This is a genomic window from Cryocola sp. 340MFSha3.1, from assembly GCF_000383315.1.
GTDB lineage: Bacteria > Actinomycetota > Actinomycetes > Actinomycetales > Microbacteriaceae > Leifsonia.
Window position 1 is genome coordinate 1149502 of the sequence record NZ_KB911088.1, and the last position, 20115, is coordinate 1169616.

Here is a 20115-nt window from a genome sequence, read left to right on the forward strand (position 1 = left end):
CCCTTCATATGGCGAACGTGGAGCACCTGCGGACCCTCGCCGCCGTGGTGGACGGCGGGACCTTCGAGGCGGCCGCCGCTGCGCTCCACATCACCCCCTCGGCGGTCAGCCAGCGCGTCAAGGCGCTCGAGGAGCAGAGCGGGCGGGTGCTCGTCCGGCGCAGCAAGCCGGTCGCGCCGACCGAGGCGGGCAGCGTTCTGCTTCGCCTGGCCCGCCAGCTGACCCTGCTGGAGGCGGAGGCCGCGGCCGAGCTGGCGGGCGATGACGACGAGGCGACCGCCACGCCGCTCCCGCTCGTGGTCAACGCCGACTCCCTCGCCACCTGGGTCCTCCCCGCGCTCGCCCGGCTCGACGGTGTCGCGTACGAGCTGGCCATCGACGACCAGGAGCACACCCTCGACCGCCTGCGCGACGGGACGGCGCTGGCGGCGATCGGGTCCGATCCGGAGCCTGTGCAGGGGTGCACGTCCCGGCCGCTCGGCTCGATGGTCTACCGCGCCGCGGCGAGTCCCTCCTTCGTCGCGCGCTGGTGCGCGGACGGCTGGAGTCCGGAGGCGGCCGCCGTCGCGCCGATGCTGGTGTTCGACCGCAAGGACGCCCTGCAGGACCGCTACCTCGACGCGTTCGCGCCCGGTGCCCGACCGCCGCGCCACTACATCCCGGCGTCCACCCAGTTCGTCGAAGCGGCGGTGCACGGGCTGGGCTGGGGGATGCTGCCCGATCTGCAGGCGGATGCGCTCGTCGCCTCGGGCGCCCTGGTCGTGCTCGACGACGAGCGGACGGCCGAGGTTCCGCTGTACTGGCACCAGTGGTCGCTGCGGTCGGCCGCGCTCGACGCCGTCGCTGCCGCGATCGGAGAGGAGGCGCGACGCGTCCTCCGGCCTACAGGGTCGCCAGCACGAGGTCGAGCGCGTCCGCGAAGCGATCGGCGCTCTCGCGCGTGATGCAGAGCGGCGGCTTGATCTTGAGCACGTTCTTGTAGTCGCCTGTCGGCTGGACGATGCAGCCCTCCGCCAGCATGCGGTCGCACACCAGCGCCGCCTCCGCGGTCGCGGGCTGCAGCGTCTCGCGGTCGAGGACAAGCTCCATGCCGAGGTACAGGCCCATGCCGTGGACGGCGCCGACGAGCGTATGCCGCTCGCCCAGTTCACGCAGACGCGCGGCGAGGTGGTCGCCGACCGTTGCGGCGTTCTGCTGGAGGCCCTCGTCGCGCATGACGTCGAGCACGGTGAGGCCGACCACCGACGAGACGGGGCTGCCGCCGGCGGAGGAGAAGAAGCTGCCCTCGGCCGCGAAGGACTCCGCGATCTCGCGCCGGGTGATGACGGCTCCGAGCGGCTGCCCGTTGCCCATCGCCTTCGCGATCGTGATGACGTCCGGCACGACCCCCTGCTGCTCGGAGCCCCAGAAGTAGTGTCCGAGCCGGCCGTAGCCGACCTGGACCTCGTCGGCGATGCAGACGCCGCCGCGCGAGCGGATGCGCTCGTAGACCCCGGCCAGGTAGCCGTCGGGGAGCATGAGGCCGCCCGCATTTCCGAACACCGGCTCGGCGATGTAGCCCGCGACCTCGGTGCCGGTCGCCTCCAGCTCCGCGAGGTCGGCGTCGAGGTCAGCCAGGTAGGCGGCCGCGGAGTCGGACCCGCGGTGGCGCCCGCGCAGCGAGTTGGGCGCGGCGACGAGCTTCACCCAATCGGGCCGGGTCTCCAGGGCGCGCGGGTTGTCGCCGAGGGACGACGAGACGCCGTCGGAGCCGATGGTCCAGCCGTGGTAGGCCTCGGTCACCGCCAGGATCGTCCGGCGGCCGGTGTGGATCTGGGCCAGGCGGAGCGCGAGGTCGACCGCCTCGCTGCCGCTGTTCACCAGGAAGACGGTATCGAGCCCCTCGGGCGCGATCTCCGCCAGGCGCTCGGTGAAGCGGGACAGCTCGTCGTAGTGGAACCGCGAGTTCGTGTTCAGCCGCGCCCACTGGTCCCGCACCGCGTCGACCAGCCGCGGGTGCCCGTGGCCGATCTGCGTGACGTTGTTGACCATGTCGATGTAGCTCTGGGCCTGTGTGTCGACGAGGTGGTGCCGCCAGCCGCGTTCGATCAGCGGTGGATGCGCGAAGTAGTGCTCCTGAACCAGCGCGAAGGTCGCGTCCCGTCGAGCCAGGGACGCCTCCGGATCGGGCTCCGACACCGTGAGATCGACGCCGAACAGCGCCGACGGATCGGGGGAGACGGCCGTCCAGAACGAGAACGGGAGCGTCGGCGTAACGAGTGACGGCGGGCGGTGGCCGCGAAGCGTGCTGAGCTGCGCCGTGAGGCGGATGGCCGTGCCGATCGGCGCGCCGGCCGTAACCGTCGCGGTCGTGAGCGGACGGGTGAGTCCGTCCAGCCACAGGTCGGCATCGTCACCGCGCAGCAGCCAGGAGCCTCCGACGAGCGCCAGCTCGCCCGCGAACGGGGCGGTCACCTCGACGCCGGTGGGCGCATCCAGTGTCACGGCGAGGGCGACAGTCGCGGAGGGAAGTGCGCGGTCGGTCCGGGCGCGGGTCAGCCGCGCTTCGCCGTACCGGGTGACGGCGTGCCCGTGCTCGCGGCACACGCGGGCGAGGACCGCGTCCTCGGCATCCACCGCCAGCCAGGCTCCCGCATCGAGGTCGCGGGCGGTGACGGAGAGGTCGGCGAGGTTCTCGGGAGTGGTGGTGAGCGCGACCAGGCGGCCGAGTCCGGTCGGCGCCCCGGTGACGGCGGACCGGGCAAGCCGGGCGCGGATCAGCGTCTCCAACTCTGCCGCATCCAGTCGTCGGGCCACGTCGAACGCGACCCACTCGTGCGCACGGTTCTCGGCGGCGTAGACGTTGTTGGCCTCCAGCGCGACCTGCTGTTCGCCGCTGACCACGAGCACGGCGCCGCGGAGGACGACCAGCGGCCACAGCGCGGCGAGGTCGGCGTCGTCGAGCGGCGACTCGGCGTGGAACGCCTCGATCACGTCCAGTACGGCGAGCGGCTCGTCCGGAAGGTGGTGCAGGGCGCTCGTGACGGTTGCGGCCAGTTCGGCCACGAGCCAGCCGTCGGATACGTCACCGAAGTCGATCACGCCGGGTCCGTCGTCGCCGAGCACGATGTTGTCGTCGGTCACGTCGCCGTGGACCGCCTGGACGCGCAGCCGGTCGCGCACCGCCTGCAGCCGGGCGAGGGCGGCGTCGGTCGCCTCCCGCACGACGGAGCGCTTCGCCGGCTGGGCGACGTGCTCGATCAGCAGGTCGACGACCTCGCCGCTGACGCGGGCATCCCATTGCGTCGTCCGGTCGAGACCGGGGTGACGGAGCGCCGAGAGCCCGGCGGCGACGCGGCCGGCGAGGGTGCCGAGAGTGCGCAGCTGTTCGTGCGTCGGACGGCCGACGTCGGTGAGCGGGTCGCCGTCCAGGTAGCGCAGCGCGCGGGCGAGCAGGGTCGTGCCCCGGACGTCGACCTCGATCAGTTCGTCGCCGCCGGTGGTCTCGAGGATCTCCGGGATGCGGATGCCCGACCCCGCGAGCGCGCGGAGAGCCGCGTTCTGAGCCCGCAGTTCGTCGGCGGAGAACACGGGGTTGGCGAGCTTCAGCACGTACCGGTCGGTGCCGGTGTCGATGCGGAAGTTGCGATCCTGGTTGCTGCCGAGCTCGGTGATGCGGCCGTCGAGGCCGAAGTGCGCCGCCGCGATCGCCGCCGCGTCGTCGGCCGTGACATCCGGGCGCGGGAGAGCGGGCTGGGTGAGGAAGTCGAAGTTCGGCAACGGGGCTCCAGGGCTCGGGCGGGGCGGATCTGACGCCAGTCTATTGAGGGGGTATGGACGCTATGTCGACCGTGGACCGAGGTTGTGGACAGGCTGCCGATTGTGGATAACCACCGGTATCAATTCGGCTCCCGTCCAGCGAACGCTCGGGGGTGTCCGCGTAGCCTGGTGCCCGTGAAATCCTGGAGGACCGCGCTCGCGGCATTCGTCATCGACGTGGCCCTCGTGACCCTCTTCGTGCTCATCGGGCGCCGCAGCCACGGAGAGGCGAACTCCGTCCTCGGGATCCTCGACACCCTCTGGCCGTTCCTCGTCGGCCTGGTCGTCGGCTGGCTGGTGACGTGGGCCTGGTACCGCCCGCTCGCGATCATCTGGCCGGGCATCCCCGTCTGGCTGATGACGGTCGCTGTGGGGATGCTCATCCGCACATCCGCGGGCCAGGGCGTCCAGCCGTCGTTCATCGCCGTGGCTGCCGTCGTGCTCGGCGTGTTCCTTGTCGGCTGGCGCCTGATCGCCCTGCCGTTCGCGCGCCGGCGCCGGACCCTTGCGGCCGCGCAGCAGGTCGCTGTCGACCGCGCGGTGCGCTAGAGCCTCTTCTCGGCGCGCGTTTTCAGCGCGCCTCTCCTCAGCCGACCAGGTGCAGCTCCCTGCTGGAGTTGTTCAGTCGGTGCGCCCCGTCTTCCGCCGCGACGACGATGTCCTCGATCCGGACCCCGAATCGACCGGGCAGGTAGATGCCCGGCTCGATGGAGAAGCACATCCCCGCCTCGATGGGATGGTGCTCGCCCTCGACCATGTACGGCGGTTCGTGCGTGGTCACTCCGATGCCGTGCCCGACCCGGTGGATGAAGAACTCGCCGTATCCCGCCTCGCGGATCACCCGGCGGGCGGCCCGGTCGATCTCCTCGCACGGGACGCCGACGGCCACCGCCTCGAAGGCGGTCTGCTGCGCCAGCGCGACAACGTCGAACACCTCGCGCTCCTCGTCCGTGGGCTCGCCGACGTGGACGGCGCGGGTCGTGTCGGACCCGTAGCCGTCGAGCAGGCCGCCGAAGTCGAGGACGACCATGTCGCCCTCGACGATGGTCCGGGAGCCCGGCTCGTGATGGGGATCGGCGCCGTTCGGACCGGAGGCGACGATCGTGAAGTCGACCTGCGCATGACCGTGCTCGCGCAGCAGCCGGTCGAGGTCGGCCGCCACCTGCAGTTCGGTGCGCCCGGCGAACGGAACGCGCAGGATGTCCTCAAAGGTCGCGTCGGCCGCGGCCCCGGCGGCGGCGAGCCGGTCGACCTCGTCGCCGGTCTTGACCGCCCGCAGCATCGGCAAGGCGTTGGAGATGGCGGCGAAGCGCGCGTCGGGCAGCTTCTCCTGCAGGCCGAGCAGGTGCATCGCCCAGGTCGCGTCGGAGATCGCGTATCGGCCGTCCGGCCGGAGCAGTGCGGCCGCCGGGACGTACTCGTCCTGACCATCGGACCAGTCGGTCAGCCGGATCGCCCCGGCGGCGCGGGTCTCGGCGGCACCGCCGTGCTCGAGCGCAGGCACGAGCATCGTCGGCTCGCCGTCGGCCGGGATGACGAGCAGGGTGATCCGTTCGGTCGTGGCGACGGGAAGGTAGTCGGCGAAGTAGGCGAGGTCGGGGCCGGGCGCGATCACCAGGCCGTCGAATCCCGCCGCGCGGGCCTGGGTCGCGCCGCGCTCCAGGCGCTCCGCGAAGTGGCGCGCTGTGATCTCCTGCATGTGCGTCTCCTCTCCCGGTGCTGTCGGCCCGGTTCAGTCTTCGATCGGCCCGAGCCAGGCGTTCGCGACGGTGTTGTGCGCCGATTCGGCGTCGGAGGGATGGAAGATGCCGGCGAGCACATCGCGGTACAGGCGTCCCAGCTCGTTACCGGCGAAGAAGGTGGAGCCTCCCGAGACGCGGATGGCCTGATCCACGACCCGCCGCGCGGTCTCGGTGGCCCGGACCTTCAGTCCGACCAGCTTCGGGAACCACAGCCGGCCGTGGTCGGCGAGGGTGTCGACGTCGCCGGCCAGCGCATCCAGCTGGGGGAGCAGAGCATCCTGCTCGATCGCGGCTTCGGCGACCCGCCACCGGATGTCCGGGTCGTTCGCGTAGCTGCGCCCGTCGTTCTTGAGGCTCGTGCGGCGGTGGGCCGCCTCGATCGCGAGGTCGAGAGCCCGTGATCCGATGCCCGTGTAGACCGCGGCGAGCAGTATCTCGAAGTTCGCGAAGATGGCGAACACGAGCGGGTCGGGATTCGGACCGGGGTCGAGGCGCCGCACGACGCGGTCGGCAGAGGCCCGCGCACCGTCGAGCACCGTCGTATTGCTCTGCGTCGCACGCATGCCGAGCGTGTCCCAGTCTTCCCGGATCTCGAAGCCGCCTCCGGTGCGCTCGATGAAGCCGTACACGATCTTGGGGGCGTCGTCGCTCGTGCTGTCGAGGCCCATCGTGCCCAGCCGGGTCCAGGCGGGGGAGAGGGACGTGAAGATCTTCCTGCCGTGGAACCGGTACGACCCGTCGGATTCCGGGCGCGCCTCCGTCGTCGAGCCGAACAGCACCAGGTCGTTGCCCGCCTCGCTGAGACCGAAGGCGAAGACTTCGCCCTGGCCGGCCTCCCGGAGCACGAACTCCAGGGAGTCGTCGCCACGGTCGCGAAGTGTCTTGGCGATGCCCGTCCAGACCAGGTGCATGTTCACGGCGAGGGCGGTCGCGGGCGCGGCCCCGGCCAGGCGCGCCTGCAGGCGCGCGGTCTGCTGCAGGCTGAGCCCCAGGCCGCCGAACTCGGTCGGCACGAGGGCGCGGAGGTAGCCTTCGTCGGCCAGTTCGGCGAAGTCTTCTGTGAAGAACCGGTTGTCGCGGTCGTAGCCGGCGGCGCGCTCCCGGATGCGGGAGAGGAGGTCGTCGGACAGCAGCGTGGTGTCGGGGGAGGTGTCGTGCTCGGTCACGTTCCTCACCCTAGGCGAGCGCGACCGAGCACGGCAGGCCTCCGGCTCTTCTGTGGAAAGCCGGAGGCTGTGGAGGATTACTGGGCGGTGTAGCCGCCGTCGACCAGGTGGTAGCTGCCGGTGATGAAGCTCGCGGCATCCGAGGCGAGGAACGCGACGAGCGCCGCGACCTCCTCCGGCTCGCCCAGACGCCCGAGCGCGTGCTTGCCCTCGAGAAACTTCAGGGCGTCCGCATCCAGATTCGATGCGACGAGCGGGGTGCGGATGAAGCCGGGGCCGACCGCGACGACGCGCACGTTCTGCCCGGCGTACTCGATCGCGGCGTTCTGCGTGAGGCCCAGCAGGGCGTGCTTCGCGGTGACGTACGCGGAGGAGTTCGCGAATCCGACGCTGCCCAGGATGGACGCCATGTTCACGATGGCGCCGCCGCCGTTGGCGGCAATGGCATCGAGCTGGGGCTGCATCCCGTAGAAGACGGCGTTGAGGTTGACCTCGATGACCTTCCTCCAGGAGTCGACCGGGTACTCGCCGACGGGCGCGGACGCTCCGCCGATTCCGGCGTTGTTGACCGCGATGCGGAGCGGGGCGAGCTCGTTCGCCGCTGCGACGCTGGCGGTCGCGAACTCCGGGTCGGTCACATCCCCGGCGAGCGCGCGAGCGGTGCCTCCGGCCGCGGTGATCTCGTCGACGACGGCCTTCGCGTGCTCCTCGTTCAGATCGGTCACGAGGACCGAAGCGCCACTCGCCGCGAGGGTGAGCGCGATGGCGCGGCCGATGCCCGAGCCGCCTCCGGTCACGATCGCGGACCGGTCGGCGACGTCGTACTGAGCCATGAAAATCTCCTTTCGTTATCCGACAACTGTCGGATAACTCCATTGTACGATCGTCCGGTGGATGCACGCCAGCAGAAGACGCTCGCCCGGCTCAGCGCCACCATCCTCGACCTCGCCAGTCGCGGGCCGGTGAGCGAGGTCACGGTGTCGGCGCTCGCCGCGGCGGCCGGCGTCCACCGCTCGACGGTGTACGAGTACGCGCCGTCACCCGCTGCCCTATTGGAGAGCGTGCTGCGGTCGGAGCTGGATGCGCTGCGCGCCGAGTACCTCGTCGACGTCGAACCGTCGGATGCCGGAGCCGCGGTCGTCGGCGTCACCCGCGCGGTGCTGCGTCATGTGGACGACCACGACATCATCTACCGGCGCGGGCTGGGGACCGAGAGCGGAGCCGCGAGTCTGCACGCCATGCTCAGCGAGCACTTCCAGACGTCGATCGACCTGCTCCTCGATCAGCACAGCCTCGTCGTCCCGGCGGACGACGACGTGGAACGCCGCGCGATCGCGCGCTACCTCGCCGACGGCACCATCGGCGCGATCGACGTCTGGCTCACCCGCCCGCGGCCTCGCGATGTGGATGCGTTCCTCGCACTCGTCGGGCGGCTCGCGCCCGCGTGGTGGCCCGGAAGCGGCGGATCGCAACCCCCGGACACCGCGACGCGCCCGGCATAGGCTGAAGGCATGGAACAGCGCATCCTCGGTGGAACAGGACGGGAGGTGTCGGTCGTCGGACTCGGCACCTGGCAGCTCGGAGCGGACTGGGGAGACGTGTCGGAAGACGACGCCCTCGGTGTGCTCGAAGCGGCGGCGGAATCCGGCGTCACCTTCTTCGACACCGCCGACGTCTACGGCGACGGCCGCAGCGAGCAGATCATCGGGCGGTTCGTGACCGAGCATCCCGAACTGCCACTCACCGTCGCGACCAAGATGGGGCGGCGCGAAGCGCAGGATCCGTCCAACTTCACCCTGCCGAAGTTCCGCGAGTGGGCCGACCGCTCGCGCCGGAACCTCGGCGTCGACCGGCTGGATCTGGTCCAGCTGCACTGCCCTCCCACTCCGGTCTTCTCGACCGAAGCCGTGTACGACGCGCTCGACACCCTGGTGGAGGAGGGCGCCATCGAGAACTACGGCGTCAGCGTGGAGACCGTGGATGAAGCCCTCGCGGCGATCGCCCGGCCCGGAACCGCGACGGTGCAGATCATCCTGAACGCCTTCCGCCTCAAGCCGCTCGACCGGGTGCTCCCGTCGGCGCGCGAGGCCGGTGTCGGCATCATCGCGCGGGTGCCGCTCGCCTCCGGCCTGCTGAGCGGCCGGTACACCGAGCAGACGACGTTCGCGGCGGACGACCACCGCACCTACAATCGCCACGGCGAGGCGTTCGACGTGGGCGAGACCTTCTCGGGCGTGGACTTCGAGGAGGGCGTGAAGGCCGCGCGCGAGTTCGCGGAGCTGGTGCCCGAGGGCGCGACGCCCGCGCAGGCGGCGATCGCGTGGATCATCGCGCAGGACGGCGTCACCACCGTCATCCCCGGCGCCCGCTCGCCCGAGCAGGCGCGCGCGAACGCGGCCGCGGCCGGCGTGCGCCTCCCCTCCGGCTTCGATGAGGCCGTGCACCGCATCTACGACACCCACTTCCGCGCCTCCGTCCACCCCCGCTGGTAGCCCCGCCTCCCCCCGCTCCGCCCCCGCCCCCGCTCCGCCCCCCGGCACCCTGCGCCGAGGTGCACCTTGTTGTGCCCTTTCACGGCGTGTCGACCGCAACAACGTGCACTTCAGCGAGTGGGCGGGTGGGGGAGCCGCGTGCGGAGGAGGTGGTGGATGCGGGAGACAAGGCTTGCGGGGGAGCGGAGGTCGTCGGCTGTGACGCGCACCATCCGCCAGCCCAGGTCCTCCACTCGTTCACGGCGCCGAATGTCACGGCGCCACACCTCCTTGTCGAGGCGGTGGACGTCGCCTTCGTACTCGATCGCGATGCGGGCGCCGGTGTAGACCAGGTCGGCGCGGGCGACGAACGTCCCGTCGCGATCGAGGATCCGGTGATTGAGCTGCGGTTCGGGTAGTCCGGCGTCCACCAGGAGCAGGCGGAGTCGCGTCTCTCCGGGTGACTCGGCGCCCGCACGTATCCGCTCGAGCGCGACTCGCGCCCGACCGATTCCCCGGCGGCCCGACGATGCCGAGATGGCCTCACGGAGGGCCGCGCGGTGGGTGAGGGGAGGCTGCCCGGACACCAGGAAATCGCCGGCTACGACCAAGGCTTCGTGATCGAGGGTCGGGGCGAGGTCGAGCCAGGTCTGCTCTGGCGTCGTCACCGGGAAGCCCGCGACCTCCCGGACCGCCCAGCGCTTGAGCTTGTGCCCGACGTACCCGGCGATGTTCGGTGCGCGACCAGGGTCGGGGACGCTCACGTGGATCTCCTCCGCACGGTACGAGGGCAGCGGTATCCCGTAAAGAACGGCCGCCGTCACGTGGCTGAACGCAAAATCGCGCTGGCGGTGGATCGCATACGCGGTCAGGCGTTCGGACAGTCCGGCGTGGTCGGCGGACACGCGCACGCCTCGGATGGGCCGCGCCAGGCTCTCGCGGCGGAGGCTGTCGGCGGACAGCCCTCGGCGGTGCGCGTCCCGGACGAGGAACACGTCGCCCTGGAGGTCGGACGGGAGCGGATGCGATGGTGCCATCCGCACACCCTGGCACCCCGCATCCACCCACTGGGACTTATCCACAGCCCCCGCTCGAGGCCGTTTCCGTGAGGTGCACGTAGATGCGGTCGACACGCCTTACGAGTGCACAACTACGTGCACTTCGGCGAAAGGGGGTTACTGGGTAGGGGTTAGGAGGGTTGGACGGGGACGGGCTCCGTGTCGGGGATGGGGGAGGCGTCGCGACCGCGCAGGTCGGGGTGGATGCGGTGCGCCAGGGCGGGCACGACGAAGCCGACCAGGGCGAAGGCCCCCGCCACCCAGAAGGCGCCGACCGCGCCGACGCCGTCGATGAGGAAGCCCGCGACCGCGGAACCGAGGGCGGCTCCGATGAGCTGGCCGGTTCCGACCCAGCCGTAGGCCTCCGCGGTGTCCGAGAACTTCACGCTCGCCGACACGATCGCGAACAGCACGGCGAGGGCGGGGGCGATGCCGACTCCGGCGATCAGGAGGGTGAGCGACAGCCCCCACCACGACCACAGCATGAACGTCGACAGCACGACGCCGATGAAGACGATGAGCATGCGCCGCGCGGTCGCCCACGGCCCGATCGGCACGTGACCGAGGGCGAGGCCCCCGACCAGCGAGCCGAGCGACCAGATGGCGAGCACGATGCCCGCGAGCGGAGACCCCTCTCCGAACGTCGCGACCACACCGGCCTCGACCGCCGAGCAGGAGCCGATGAGCAGGAAGCCGACGACCGTCGCGAGGAGCACGGGCGGCCGCGCCAGCACCGTCCCGAACCGCCGCTTGCTACGCGGGATGCGCACACGCCCGACCTCGGGCGACGAGATGAACCAGCAGCCTCCGGCGAGCATGATCGCGACCGACATCAGGATCCCCTCGACGGTTCCGATCTGGGTCGAGACGAAGGTGATGGCGACCGGGCCTGCGATCCAGATGATCTCCTGCGCCGAGGCGTCGAGCGAGAACAGCGGGGTCAGCTGCCGCGAGTTGACCATCTTCGGATAGATCGTGCGGACGGCCGGCTGGATGGGCGGCATGCTGAGGCCGGCGAAGAACGCAACGCCCATGGTCAGGGGGATGGGCATGACGAAGAGGCCGATCGCGGCGACCGCCACCGAGCACAGCGCGAGCGTCGTCCAGAGCACGACCCGCATGCCCAGGACGCCCATCAGCCGGCTGGTCATCGGCCCGGCGATGGCCTGTCCGATGCTCATCGCGCCGAGCACCAGACCCGCGGCGCCGTATGAGTCGTGGACGCGCTCGATGTGCAGCAGGAAGGCGAGCGACAGCATGCCGAACGGGAAGCGTGCGGTGAGCTGAGCCGCGATGATGCGGGCGACGCCCGGCGTCTTCAGGAGGCTCGTGTAGGTGCTCACAGCCATCCACACTATCGGTCGCGGAGGCGGTTCCGCGGGAGTATCCACACTGTCCATCCCCCCTTCGTGGGGTGTGGAAACTGTGCATAACTTCTCCCCATCTGTGGACGACACGCCCACTAGATGTGGGGGAGTGGAAATGTCGGACCCCCGCTATATAGTGGTCGAGCACACAGAGCCGGTCAGCCTCCCCCCGATGCGGGAAGGCACGGTTCCGCGGGGATTTCCGCCGCTCACGCGGCTTAGCGAATGAGGGAGAGACAGTGGCTATCACAGTCGTGAAGCGCAACGGCGAGCGCGAGCCGTACGACGCCAACAAGATCAACCTGGCCATCGAGAATGCGGCCCAGGGTCTTGACGAGAACATCACGTGGGTGACGCAGATCGCGAGCGAGCTCGAGCTCACGCTCTTCGACGGCATCACGACGCAGCAGCTCGATGAGGCGGTCATCCAGGTCGCCCTCCAGAACGTCAAGGACGACCCGGCGTTCGACACCGTCGCCGCGCGCCTCCTCCTCAAGACGATCTACAAGCGCGTGCTCGGCGACTACGAGAGCCACGACGAGCTCGTCGAGCTCCACACCTCCCGCTTCCGCGGCTACATCGAGCGGGGCGTCGCCGAGACGCTGCTCGACGGCCGTTTCACGACCGCGTTCGACCTCGACCGCCTGGCCGGCTACCTCGACCCCTCGCGCGACGAGCTGCTGAAGTACATCGGCGTCGTCACCCTCAACAACCGCTACGGCATCAAGGCGCGCAACGGCGACTCCCTCGAGGTGCCCCAGTTCTTCTGGATGCGCATCGCGATGGGCCTCTCCCTCAACGAGGCCGACCCCACGAGCCACGCCATCGCGTTCTACGACAAGATGTCGAAGCTCGAGTACCTGGCCGCCGGATCGACCCTGGTCAACGCCGGAACCGCCTACCCGCAGCTCTCCAACTGCTTCGTCATGGAGATGCAGGACGACATCGAGCACATCGCGAAGAGCGTCCGCGACGTCATGTGGCTCACCAAGGGCACCGGCGGCATCGGCCTCTCGGTCACCAAGCTGCGTGCGCAGGGCTCGCCCATCCGCTCCAACAACACCACCTCCACCGGTCCGATCCCGTTCATGCACACGATCGACTCGGTGCTGCGCGCGGTCAGCCGCGGCGGCAAGAAGTTCGGCGCCCTGTGCTTCTACATGGAGAACTGGCACATGGACTTCCCGGAGTTCCTCGACCTCCGTCAGAACTCCGGCGACCCGTACCGCCGCACCCGCACCGCCAACACCGCGGTGTGGATCAGCGACGAGTTCATGAAGCGCGTCCAGAACGACGAGGACTGGTACCTCTTCGACCCGCTGGAGGTCGCCGACCTCAACGAGCTGTACGGCAAGGCCTTCTCGGAGCGTTACGCGCACTACGTCGCCGAGGCCGAGGCGGGCAACCTCAAGATGTTCAAGAAGATCAGCGCCCGCGCGCAGTTCAAGGACATCCTGATGAGCCTCCAGACCACCAGCCACCCGTGGCTGACCTGGAAGGACACCATCAACAACCGTGCCCTCAACAACAACACGGGCACCATCCACCTCTCCAACCTGTGCACCGAGATCACGCTGCCGCAGGACCGCGACAACGTCTCGGTCTGCAACCTCGCGTCGATCAACCTGTCGCGTCACCTGGTCGACGGGAAGATGGATTGGGAGCGCATCGAGGCCAGCGCCCGCCAGGCGGTCCGCCAGCTCGACAACCTCATCGACATCACCGTGTCGAGCGTTCCCGAGGCCGACTTCTCGAACCAGCAGAACCGCGCGATCGGCCTCGGCGTCATGGGCTTCACCGACGTCGTCGAGAAGCTCGGCCTGAGCTACGAGAGCGAAGAGGCCTACCAGCTGATCGACGAGATCATGGAGCACGTCTCGTACGCCGCCATCGACGAGAGCGCCGACCTGGCGCAGGAGCGCGGCGCGTACCCGAACTTCGAGGGCTCTCGCTGGTCGCAGGGTCTCGTGCCTTACGACTCGATCGCCCTCACCGAGGCCGACCGCGGCGTCCCGATCACCGTGGACCGCACCATCCGCCTCGACTGGGATCGCCTCCGCGAGAAGGTCAAGGGCGGCATGCGCAACGCCACCCTCATGGCAATCGCGCCGACCGCGTCCATCGGCCTCGTCGCGGGCACCACGCCCGGCTTCGACCCGCAGTTCTCGCAGATCTTCAGCCGGTCGACCTCCTCGGGCAAGTTCCTCGAGGTCAACCGCAACCTGGTCGAGACCCTGCAGGAGCGCGGCATCTGGCAGGACGTCCGCGAGGCGATCCTGCGCTCGCAGGGCGACATCCAGAACATCGCGGAGATCCCGGACGAGGTGAAGGCCACGTTCAAGACGAGCTTCCAGCTCTCGCCGTACGCCTTCATCGAGGTCGCGGCCCGCGCCCAGAAGTGGATCGACCAGGCGATCAGCCGCAACATGTACCTCGAGACGCGCGACCTCGGCGACATGATGGATATCTACTACGCGGCCTGGGAGAAGGGCGTCAAGACGACGTACTACCTCCACATGAAGCCGCGTCACCAGGCCGAGCAGTCGACCGTCAAGGTCAACAAGGCCGAGGAGATCAGCGGAGGCCGCAAGGGCTTCGCCTCGGTCGGCGCCGGCGCTCCGGCCCCGGCTGCGGCTCCCGCCGTCACGGAGACCGCTCCGGCCTCCGCCCCCGCTCGCCGTGGCTTCGGCTTCGGCGGTCTCGGTTCCTCCACCCCGGCGGGCGGTGAGAACAAGTGAACAGCACCAAGATCGAGGAGTACTACGTGCCGGTCGACCCGATGGACGACCTGCAGTGCGAGTCCTGCCAGTAACCCGCCGACCCACCGAATAACGAAAGAGACGGAACACCATGGGGATTCTGGGAACGGGAATCGAAGAGGGCCTGCTGCTCAAGCCGGTCACGTACCAGTGGGCGATGGACCTCTACGACCAGGCCGTCGCGAACACCTGGTTCCCGAACGAGATCCAGCTCGGTGAGGACATCGCCGACTTCAAGCGGATGACCGACGAGGAGCGCCACGCGGTCACCTTCCTGATGAGCTACTTCAACCCGAACGAGCTGCTCGTCAACAAGGCCCTGGCCTTCGGTGTCTACCCCTACATCAACGCGGCCGAGGCGCACCTCTACCTCGCCAAGCAGATGTGGGAGGAGGCGAACCACTGCATGTCGTTCGAGTACGTCCTCGAGACGTTCCCGATCGACCGCGAGCAGGCCTACAACTCCCACGTCGACGTGCCGTCGATGGCGAAGAAGGAGGAGTTCGAGGTCCGCTTCATCAAGCGGATGACCGAGCAGGCGCTCGACATCACGACGACCGAGGGCAAGCAGGACTTCATCCGCAACCTGGTGGCGTACAACGTCATCCTCGAGGGGATCTGGTTCTACTCGGGCTTCATGGTGGCGCTCTCGTTCCGCCAGCGGAACCTGCTGCGCAACTTCGGTTCGCTCATCGACTGGGTGGTGCGCGACGAGTCGCTGCACCTCAAGTTCGGCATCAACCTCATCCTGACGGTGCTGGAGGAGAACCCGGACCTGCAGACGCCGGAGTTCGCCAACGAGATCCGCCAGATGATCCTGGACGCCGTGGAGATGGAGGAGCAGTACAACCGCGACCTCCTCCCGGGCGGCATCCTGGGCCTGAACGCGAACTACATCAACCAGTACGTGAAGTACCTGGCCGACCGCCGTCTGGAGGAGCTGGGCTTCGAGGCCGAGTACAAGGTCTCCAACCCGGCCAAGTGGATGGCGACCGCCAACGACACGCTGGAGCTGGTGAACTTCTTCGAGTCCACCAACACCTCCTACGAGTCGAACGCCAAGGCCTCCACCGGTCGCTGATATGGCAACGGAGACATCTCCGCTGATCACCGCCGCCGCGCTGGACGTCGCTCTCGGGGCCGAATCCCTGTGGAGCGGCGCCGGCCGGCGGCGTTCGGCGTGGCGCGTGCTCGACGTCCGCTGGAAGCTGGGCGGACCGCCCGGCCGCGAGGAGTTCGAGCGCGGGCACATCCCCGGCGCGGTGTACGTCGACCTGGACACCGAGCTGGCCGGGCACGGCGAGCCCACGGATGGTCGCCACCCGCTTCCGTCGCAGGACGCCTTCCAGGAGGCGGCGCGACGCTGGGGCCTCGGCGACGGCGACTCCGTCGTCGTGTACGACGACGCCTCCGGAACGTCGGCCGCTCGGGCGTGGTGGCTGCTGCGCCACGCGGGCGTGCGCGACGTCCGCATCCTCGACGGCGGGATCGCCGCCTGGCGCGACGCCGGGATGCCGCTCGAGAAGGGGCCCGGCGCTCCGCCGATCCCTGGCAGCATCCACGTGCAGTTCGGCGCGCTTCCGACCCTCGACGGCGACGCGGCCGCCGCCCTCGCCGCCGCGGCGGACGCCGTGTTACTGGACGCGCGCGCGGGCGAACGCTTCCGCGGTGAGGTGGAGCCGGTCGATCCGCGACCGGGCCACATCCCGGGTGCCGTCAGCGCGCCCACCACGGACAACGTCGACGCCGACGGACGGATGCTTCCCGCCGACGCGCTGGCGGAACGGTTCCGCGGCCTCGGCATCGACGCCGACACGCCCGTCGGTGTGTACTGCGGATCGGGCGTCACGGCCGCCCACGAAGCCCTCGCCATGGTCGTCGCCGGTCTTCCGCTGCCCGCTCTGTACGCGGGTTCGTACTCGGCGTGGTCGAACGACCCGGAACGCCCGGTCGTTACGGGAGCGTGACCTCCGCGCGCCACCGCGGCGTCCGGGCGCATCCCACGCGGGTTTCGCCGTGCGTCCACGCACAATTCCACGGATTTCGCTGCCGGAATCGACGAAACCTTCCGGAAACATCCGTGAAAAACGCCGTTCCCTGCGCGAATTAGTGTTGAAGCGCGGCGACGCCGCTGGGGTATCCTCCCCTTACCCTTGCAATACGCATCAGGCACATTCCTGTACAGGAAGAAGGACAACGACAATCATGCGCATTCGTACCGTGGCTCCCATCGCCGCAATCGCCGCCGTCGCAGCGCTCGCGCTCAGCGGTTGCGTCGACAACAGCACCCCGTCCGGCAGCTCAACGACGAGCTCGGTCTCGGACGTGAAGAAGGACGACACCCTCGCCGGGCAGCTGCCCCAGAAGGTCAAGGACGCCGGCAAGCTGGTGGTCGGCATGGACAACACGTACCCGCCGAACGAGTTCAAGGACGACAACTCCCAGCCGGTCGGCTGGGAGGTCGACCTCGCCAAGGCCATCGGCGACAAGCTGGGGGTGAAGACGGAGTTCGCGATCGCGAAGTTCGACAACATCATCCCGAGCGTCGCGGGCGGCAAGGACGACTACGGAATGTCGTCGTTCACCGACACCACCGAGCGCGAGCAGCAGGTCGACTTCGTCAACTACTACTCGGCCGGCATCCTCTGGGCCGCCCAGAAGGGCAAGAACATCGACCCGGACAACGCCTGCGGCCTGAAGGTCGCCGTCCAGTCGACGACCTACGAGGACACGGACGAGGTCCCCGCCAAGTCGAAGAAGTGCACGGATGAGGGCAAGCCCGCCATCCAGGCCCTCCGCTACGACACCCAGGACGACGCGACCAACGCGGTCATCCTCGGCAAGGCCGACGCCCTCAGCGCCGACTCGCCCGTCACGCTGTACGCCATCTCCAAGTCGAACGGCAAGCTCGAGGCCGCCGGCAAGACCTTCGACGAGGCGCCGTACGGCCTCCCCGTCAAGAAGGACTCGGAGCTCACCCCCGTGCTGCAGAAGGCCGTCCAGGCCCTCATCGACGACGGCACCTACAAGAAGATCCTCGACAAGTGGGGCGTCGCCGACGGCGCCGTCGAGTCGGCCGAGGTCAACGCGGCCTCGAAGGGCTGACCTTCATGTCACAGAGCAACACCGCCCGCCCGGCGACGGGATCCGTCCCGTCGCCGGGCGGGACCCGTCCCGAGCCGATCAAGGCGATCAAGCTCCGGCACCCCTGGCGCATCGTCATCGCGGCGATCCTCATCCTCCTGCTGGTCTGGTTCATCGTGGACGCCTCTCAGCGCGAGGCCTACGGCTGGCAGTACGTCGGCAAGTACGTCTTCGACAAGCGCATCAGTGCTGCTGCGCTCGTCACCCTTCAGCTGACGATCTACTCGATGATCATCGGCGTCGTGCTCGGCCTCATCCTTGCGGTGATGCGCCTCTCGCCGAACCCGGTCGTGAAGTCGGTCGCCTGGCTGTACCTGTGGATCTTCCGCGGCACCCCGGTCTACGTGCAGCTGGTCTTCTGGGGCCTGTTCTCGCTGATCTACCCGCAGATCTTCCTGGGCGTGCCGTGGACCAACATCGGCGTGGATCTGAACCTCGGCTTCATGCAGAACGCCTTCATCATCGCCATCATCGGCCTCGCGCTGAACGAGGCCGCGTACATGGCGGAGATCGTCCGCGCCGGCCTGCTCTCGGTCGACGAGGGCCAGGAGGAGGCGGCGACCGCGCTCGGAATGTCGTGGTGGCAGACGATGACCCGGATCGTCATCCCGCAGGCCATGCGCGTCATCATCCCGCCGACCGGCAACGAGGTGATCTCGATGCTGAAGACGACCTCGCTGGTGGCGGCGATCCCGCTGACGACCGACCTGTACGGTGTCGCGCGCGACATCTCGGCGGTCACCTACACGCCCATCCCGCTGCTCATCGTGGCGTCGCTCTGGTACCTGCTCTTCACCTCCTTGCTGATGGTGGGGCAGTACTTCCTGGAGAAGCGGTTCTCCCGCGGCGTCAACGCGCGCCGCCCGGACCGCAACGACCCGGCCCTCGCGACCGGCGCGCTCCCCGCGGCCGGCGCACCGGACGGCAACGACCTCGGAGGCAAGGGATGACCGACACGAAGACCCCCATGGTGCTGGCCGAGGGCGTCTCGAAGAGCTTCGGCTCGAACGAGGTGCTCAAGAGCATCGACCTCAAGGTGAACCCGGGCGAGGTGCTGTGCATCATCGGCCCGTCGGGCTCCGGCAAGTCGACGTTCCTCCGCTGCATCAACCATCTGGAGCGCGTCGACGCCGGCCGTCTCTCGGTCGACGGCGAGGTGGTCGGCTACCGCCAGCACGGCGACAAGCTCTACGAGCTGAAGCCGAAGGAGGCCGCCCGGCAGCGTCGCGAGATCGGGATGGTGTTCCAGCGGTTCAACCTCTTCCCGCACATGACCGCGCTGGAGAACATCATCGAGGCGCCCATCCGCGTGAAGGGCCTCTCGAAGGCGAAGGCCGTGGAGCGCGCGACCGAGCTGCTCGCCCGCGTCGGACTGAGCGACAAGGGCGACCACTACCCGTCGCAGCTGTCCGGCGGTCAGCAGCAGCGCGTCGCGATCGCGCGTGCGCTCGCGATGGACCCCAAGTTGATGCTGTTCGACGAGCCGACCTCGGCGCTCGACCCGGAGCTCGTCGGCGAAGTGCTGGATGTGATGAAGGGCCTCGCCGCGAGCGGTATGACCATGGTGGTCGTGACGCACGAGATGGGCTTCGCCCGCGAGGTCGCGGACGAGCTGGTGTTCATGGACGGCGGCGTCGTCGTCGAGTCCGGCGACCCGCGCGAAGTTCTCAGCAACCCGCAGCACCAGCGGACGCAGGCGTTCCTCTCGAAGGTGCTCTAGCCTCCCCTCATCGGCAGGAGCGGGCGTCGGCCGTCTGACAGAATCGTCGGATGGACATCGACGCCCGCTCTGCCCGCCCCGTCGTCTTCGTGACCGGCGCCAGCCGGCCGGGGTCGATCGGAGCCGCCATCGCCCGCAAGCAGGCCTCTCTCGGCTGGGATGTCGCGTTCGCGTTCTGGGATGACTACGACGCCGCGATGCCCTGGGGTGCGGAGGCGAATGCGCACGACGAGTTCGCCGACGAGTTGCGCGCGCTCGGCGCACGCGCGCTTCCGGTCGCCGTCGACCTTTCGCATCCGGAGTCGCCTGCGCTGGCCGTCAATCGGGTGCGCGCCGGTCTCGGGCCGATCCAGGCTGTGGTCGCCAGTCACGCACACTCCGTCGACAGCGGGCTGCTCGACACCAGTGTGGACGCCTTCGACGCGCACTTCGCCGTGAACACCCGAGGCACCTGGCTTCTGATGAAGGCGTTCGCCGAGCAGTTCCCGTCCGAGGCATCCGGTCTCGGGCGGATCGTCGCGCTGACCAGCGACCACACCGCGCACAACCTGCCGTACGGCGCGAGCAAGGGTGCTCTCGACCGGATCGTGAAGGCTGCCGCCGTCGAGCTTGCGCACCTCGGGATTACGGCCAACCTCATCAATCCCGGACCGATCGACACCGGGTGGATGACGCCCGAACTGGTCGAGCAGCTGACGGCGGAGACCGCGCTCGGCCGCCTGGGCCGTCCGCAGGACACCGCCGACCTCGTCGCCTTCCTCCTCTCCGTGAGCGGAGGCTGGATCACCGGCCAGCTCCTCCACTCCAACGGCGGCTTCCACCTCGGCGTCTGACCCCGTCCACCGCGCCACTCCGTCCCACCGTCGAGTCCGCAAACTTTGCACGCCACA

The 20115-nt window shown here is 69.3% G+C and carries 17 protein-coding genes; 11 read left to right on the plus strand and 6 right to left on the minus strand.

Features of this window, described 5'->3' with window-relative positions; translation table 11 throughout:
- The first annotated feature begins 8 nt into the window (after positions 1-8).
- Entirely contained in the window at positions 9-944 is a 936-nt protein-coding gene (locus H284_RS0116670) for a LysR family transcriptional regulator ArgP (RefSeq protein ID WP_020077122.1), read from the plus strand.
- Here H284_RS0116670 and H284_RS0116675 read toward each other — a convergent pair.
- A complete protein-coding gene (locus tag H284_RS0116675) occupies positions 883-3759 on the minus strand; it encodes an aminotransferase (RefSeq protein WP_020077123.1) in 2877 nt (958 codons plus the stop codon). The genes H284_RS0116670 and H284_RS0116675 overlap by 62 nt on opposite strands.
- 174 nt (positions 3760-3933) lie before the next feature.
- Between H284_RS0116675 and H284_RS0116680 the strand changes: the two genes are divergently transcribed.
- Positions 3934-4347 (plus strand): DUF3054 domain-containing protein, encoded by a 414-nt coding sequence (locus H284_RS0116680; protein ID WP_502685490.1) that lies wholly within the window; start codon positions 3934-3936, stop codon positions 4345-4347.
- Positions 4348-4384: 37 nt separating this feature from the next.
- Here H284_RS0116680 and H284_RS0116685 read toward each other — a convergent pair whose 3' ends face one another.
- The 3 genes from H284_RS0116685 to H284_RS0116695 form a co-directional block, all read right to left on the minus strand.
- Positions 4385-5497, minus strand: a complete 1113-nt coding sequence (locus tag H284_RS0116685; RefSeq protein WP_020077125.1) for an aminopeptidase P family protein — start codon at positions 5495-5497, stop codon at positions 4385-4387.
- A gap of 33 nt (positions 5498-5530) precedes the next feature.
- The gene (locus H284_RS0116690; RefSeq protein ID WP_020077126.1) at positions 5531-6706 is read right to left on the minus strand and encodes an acyl-CoA dehydrogenase family protein; all 1176 of its coding nucleotides are present in this window, start codon (positions 6704-6706) and stop codon (positions 5531-5533) included.
- A gap of 77 nt (positions 6707-6783) precedes the next feature.
- Entirely contained in the window at positions 6784-7539 is a 756-nt protein-coding gene (locus H284_RS0116695; protein ID WP_020077127.1) for an SDR family NAD(P)-dependent oxidoreductase, read from the minus strand.
- 57 nt (positions 7540-7596) lie between these two features.
- On the opposite strand from H284_RS0116695, the gene H284_RS0116700 reads away from it, so the two are divergent.
- Positions 7597-8208 carry a TetR/AcrR family transcriptional regulator gene (locus H284_RS0116700; RefSeq protein ID WP_020077128.1) on the plus strand — a complete coding sequence of 204 codons (612 nt, stop codon included), beginning with the start codon at positions 7597-7599 and terminating at the stop codon, positions 8206-8208.
- A 9-nt stretch (positions 8209-8217) separates the two neighbouring features.
- A complete protein-coding gene (locus H284_RS0116705; RefSeq protein WP_020077129.1) occupies positions 8218-9198 on the plus strand; it encodes an aldo/keto reductase in 981 nt (326 codons plus the stop codon).
- A 110-nt stretch (positions 9199-9308) separates the two neighbouring features.
- Here the strand turns inward: H284_RS0116705 and H284_RS0116710 are convergent, their stop codons facing one another.
- Both H284_RS0116710 and H284_RS0116715 read right to left on the minus strand, forming a co-directional pair.
- Entirely contained in the window at positions 9309-10214 is a 906-nt protein-coding gene (locus H284_RS0116710) for a hypothetical protein (RefSeq protein ID WP_020077130.1), read from the minus strand.
- 152 nt (positions 10215-10366) lie between these two features.
- Positions 10367-11578, minus strand: a complete 1212-nt coding sequence (locus tag H284_RS0116715; protein ID WP_029042987.1) for an MFS transporter — start codon at positions 11576-11578, stop codon at positions 10367-10369.
- 263 nt (positions 11579-11841) lie between these two features.
- Between H284_RS0116715 and H284_RS0116720 the strand changes: the two genes are divergently transcribed.
- The 7 genes from H284_RS0116720 (at position 11842) to H284_RS0116750 (ending at position 20058) form a co-directional block, all read left to right on the plus strand.
- Positions 11842-14340: a ribonucleoside-diphosphate reductase subunit alpha gene (locus H284_RS0116720; RefSeq protein ID WP_026307251.1), complete on the plus strand. Its 2499-nt coding sequence runs from the start codon at positions 11842-11844 to the stop codon at positions 14338-14340.
- A 112-nt stretch (positions 14341-14452) separates the two neighbouring features.
- Positions 14453-15442 carry a ribonucleotide-diphosphate reductase subunit beta gene (locus H284_RS0116725; RefSeq protein ID WP_018191680.1) on the plus strand — a complete coding sequence of 330 codons (990 nt, stop codon included), beginning with the start codon at positions 14453-14455 and terminating at the stop codon, positions 15440-15442.
- A gap of 1 nt (position 15443) precedes the next feature.
- Positions 15444-16328: a sulfurtransferase gene (locus tag H284_RS0116730; RefSeq protein WP_020077132.1), complete on the plus strand. Its 885-nt coding sequence runs from the start codon at positions 15444-15446 to the stop codon at positions 16326-16328.
- Positions 16329-16566: 238 nt separating this feature from the next.
- Positions 16567-17466, plus strand: a complete 900-nt coding sequence (locus H284_RS0116735; RefSeq protein ID WP_026307250.1) for an ABC transporter substrate-binding protein — start codon at positions 16567-16569, stop codon at positions 17464-17466.
- Between the two features lie 5 nt (positions 17467-17471).
- Positions 17472-18455, plus strand: a complete 984-nt coding sequence (locus tag H284_RS0116740) for an amino acid ABC transporter permease (RefSeq protein ID WP_020077133.1) — start codon at positions 17472-17474, stop codon at positions 18453-18455.
- The gene (locus H284_RS0116745; protein ID WP_018191676.1) at positions 18452-19225 is read left to right on the plus strand and encodes an amino acid ABC transporter ATP-binding protein; all 774 of its coding nucleotides are present in this window, start codon (positions 18452-18454) and stop codon (positions 19223-19225) included. Before H284_RS0116740 ends, H284_RS0116745 begins: the two co-directional genes overlap by 4 nt.
- Positions 19226-19275: 50 nt before the next feature.
- Positions 19276-20058 (plus strand): SDR family oxidoreductase, encoded by a 783-nt coding sequence (locus H284_RS0116750; RefSeq protein WP_020077134.1) that lies wholly within the window; start codon positions 19276-19278, stop codon positions 20056-20058.
- Positions 20059-20115: the final 57 nt, after the last annotated feature.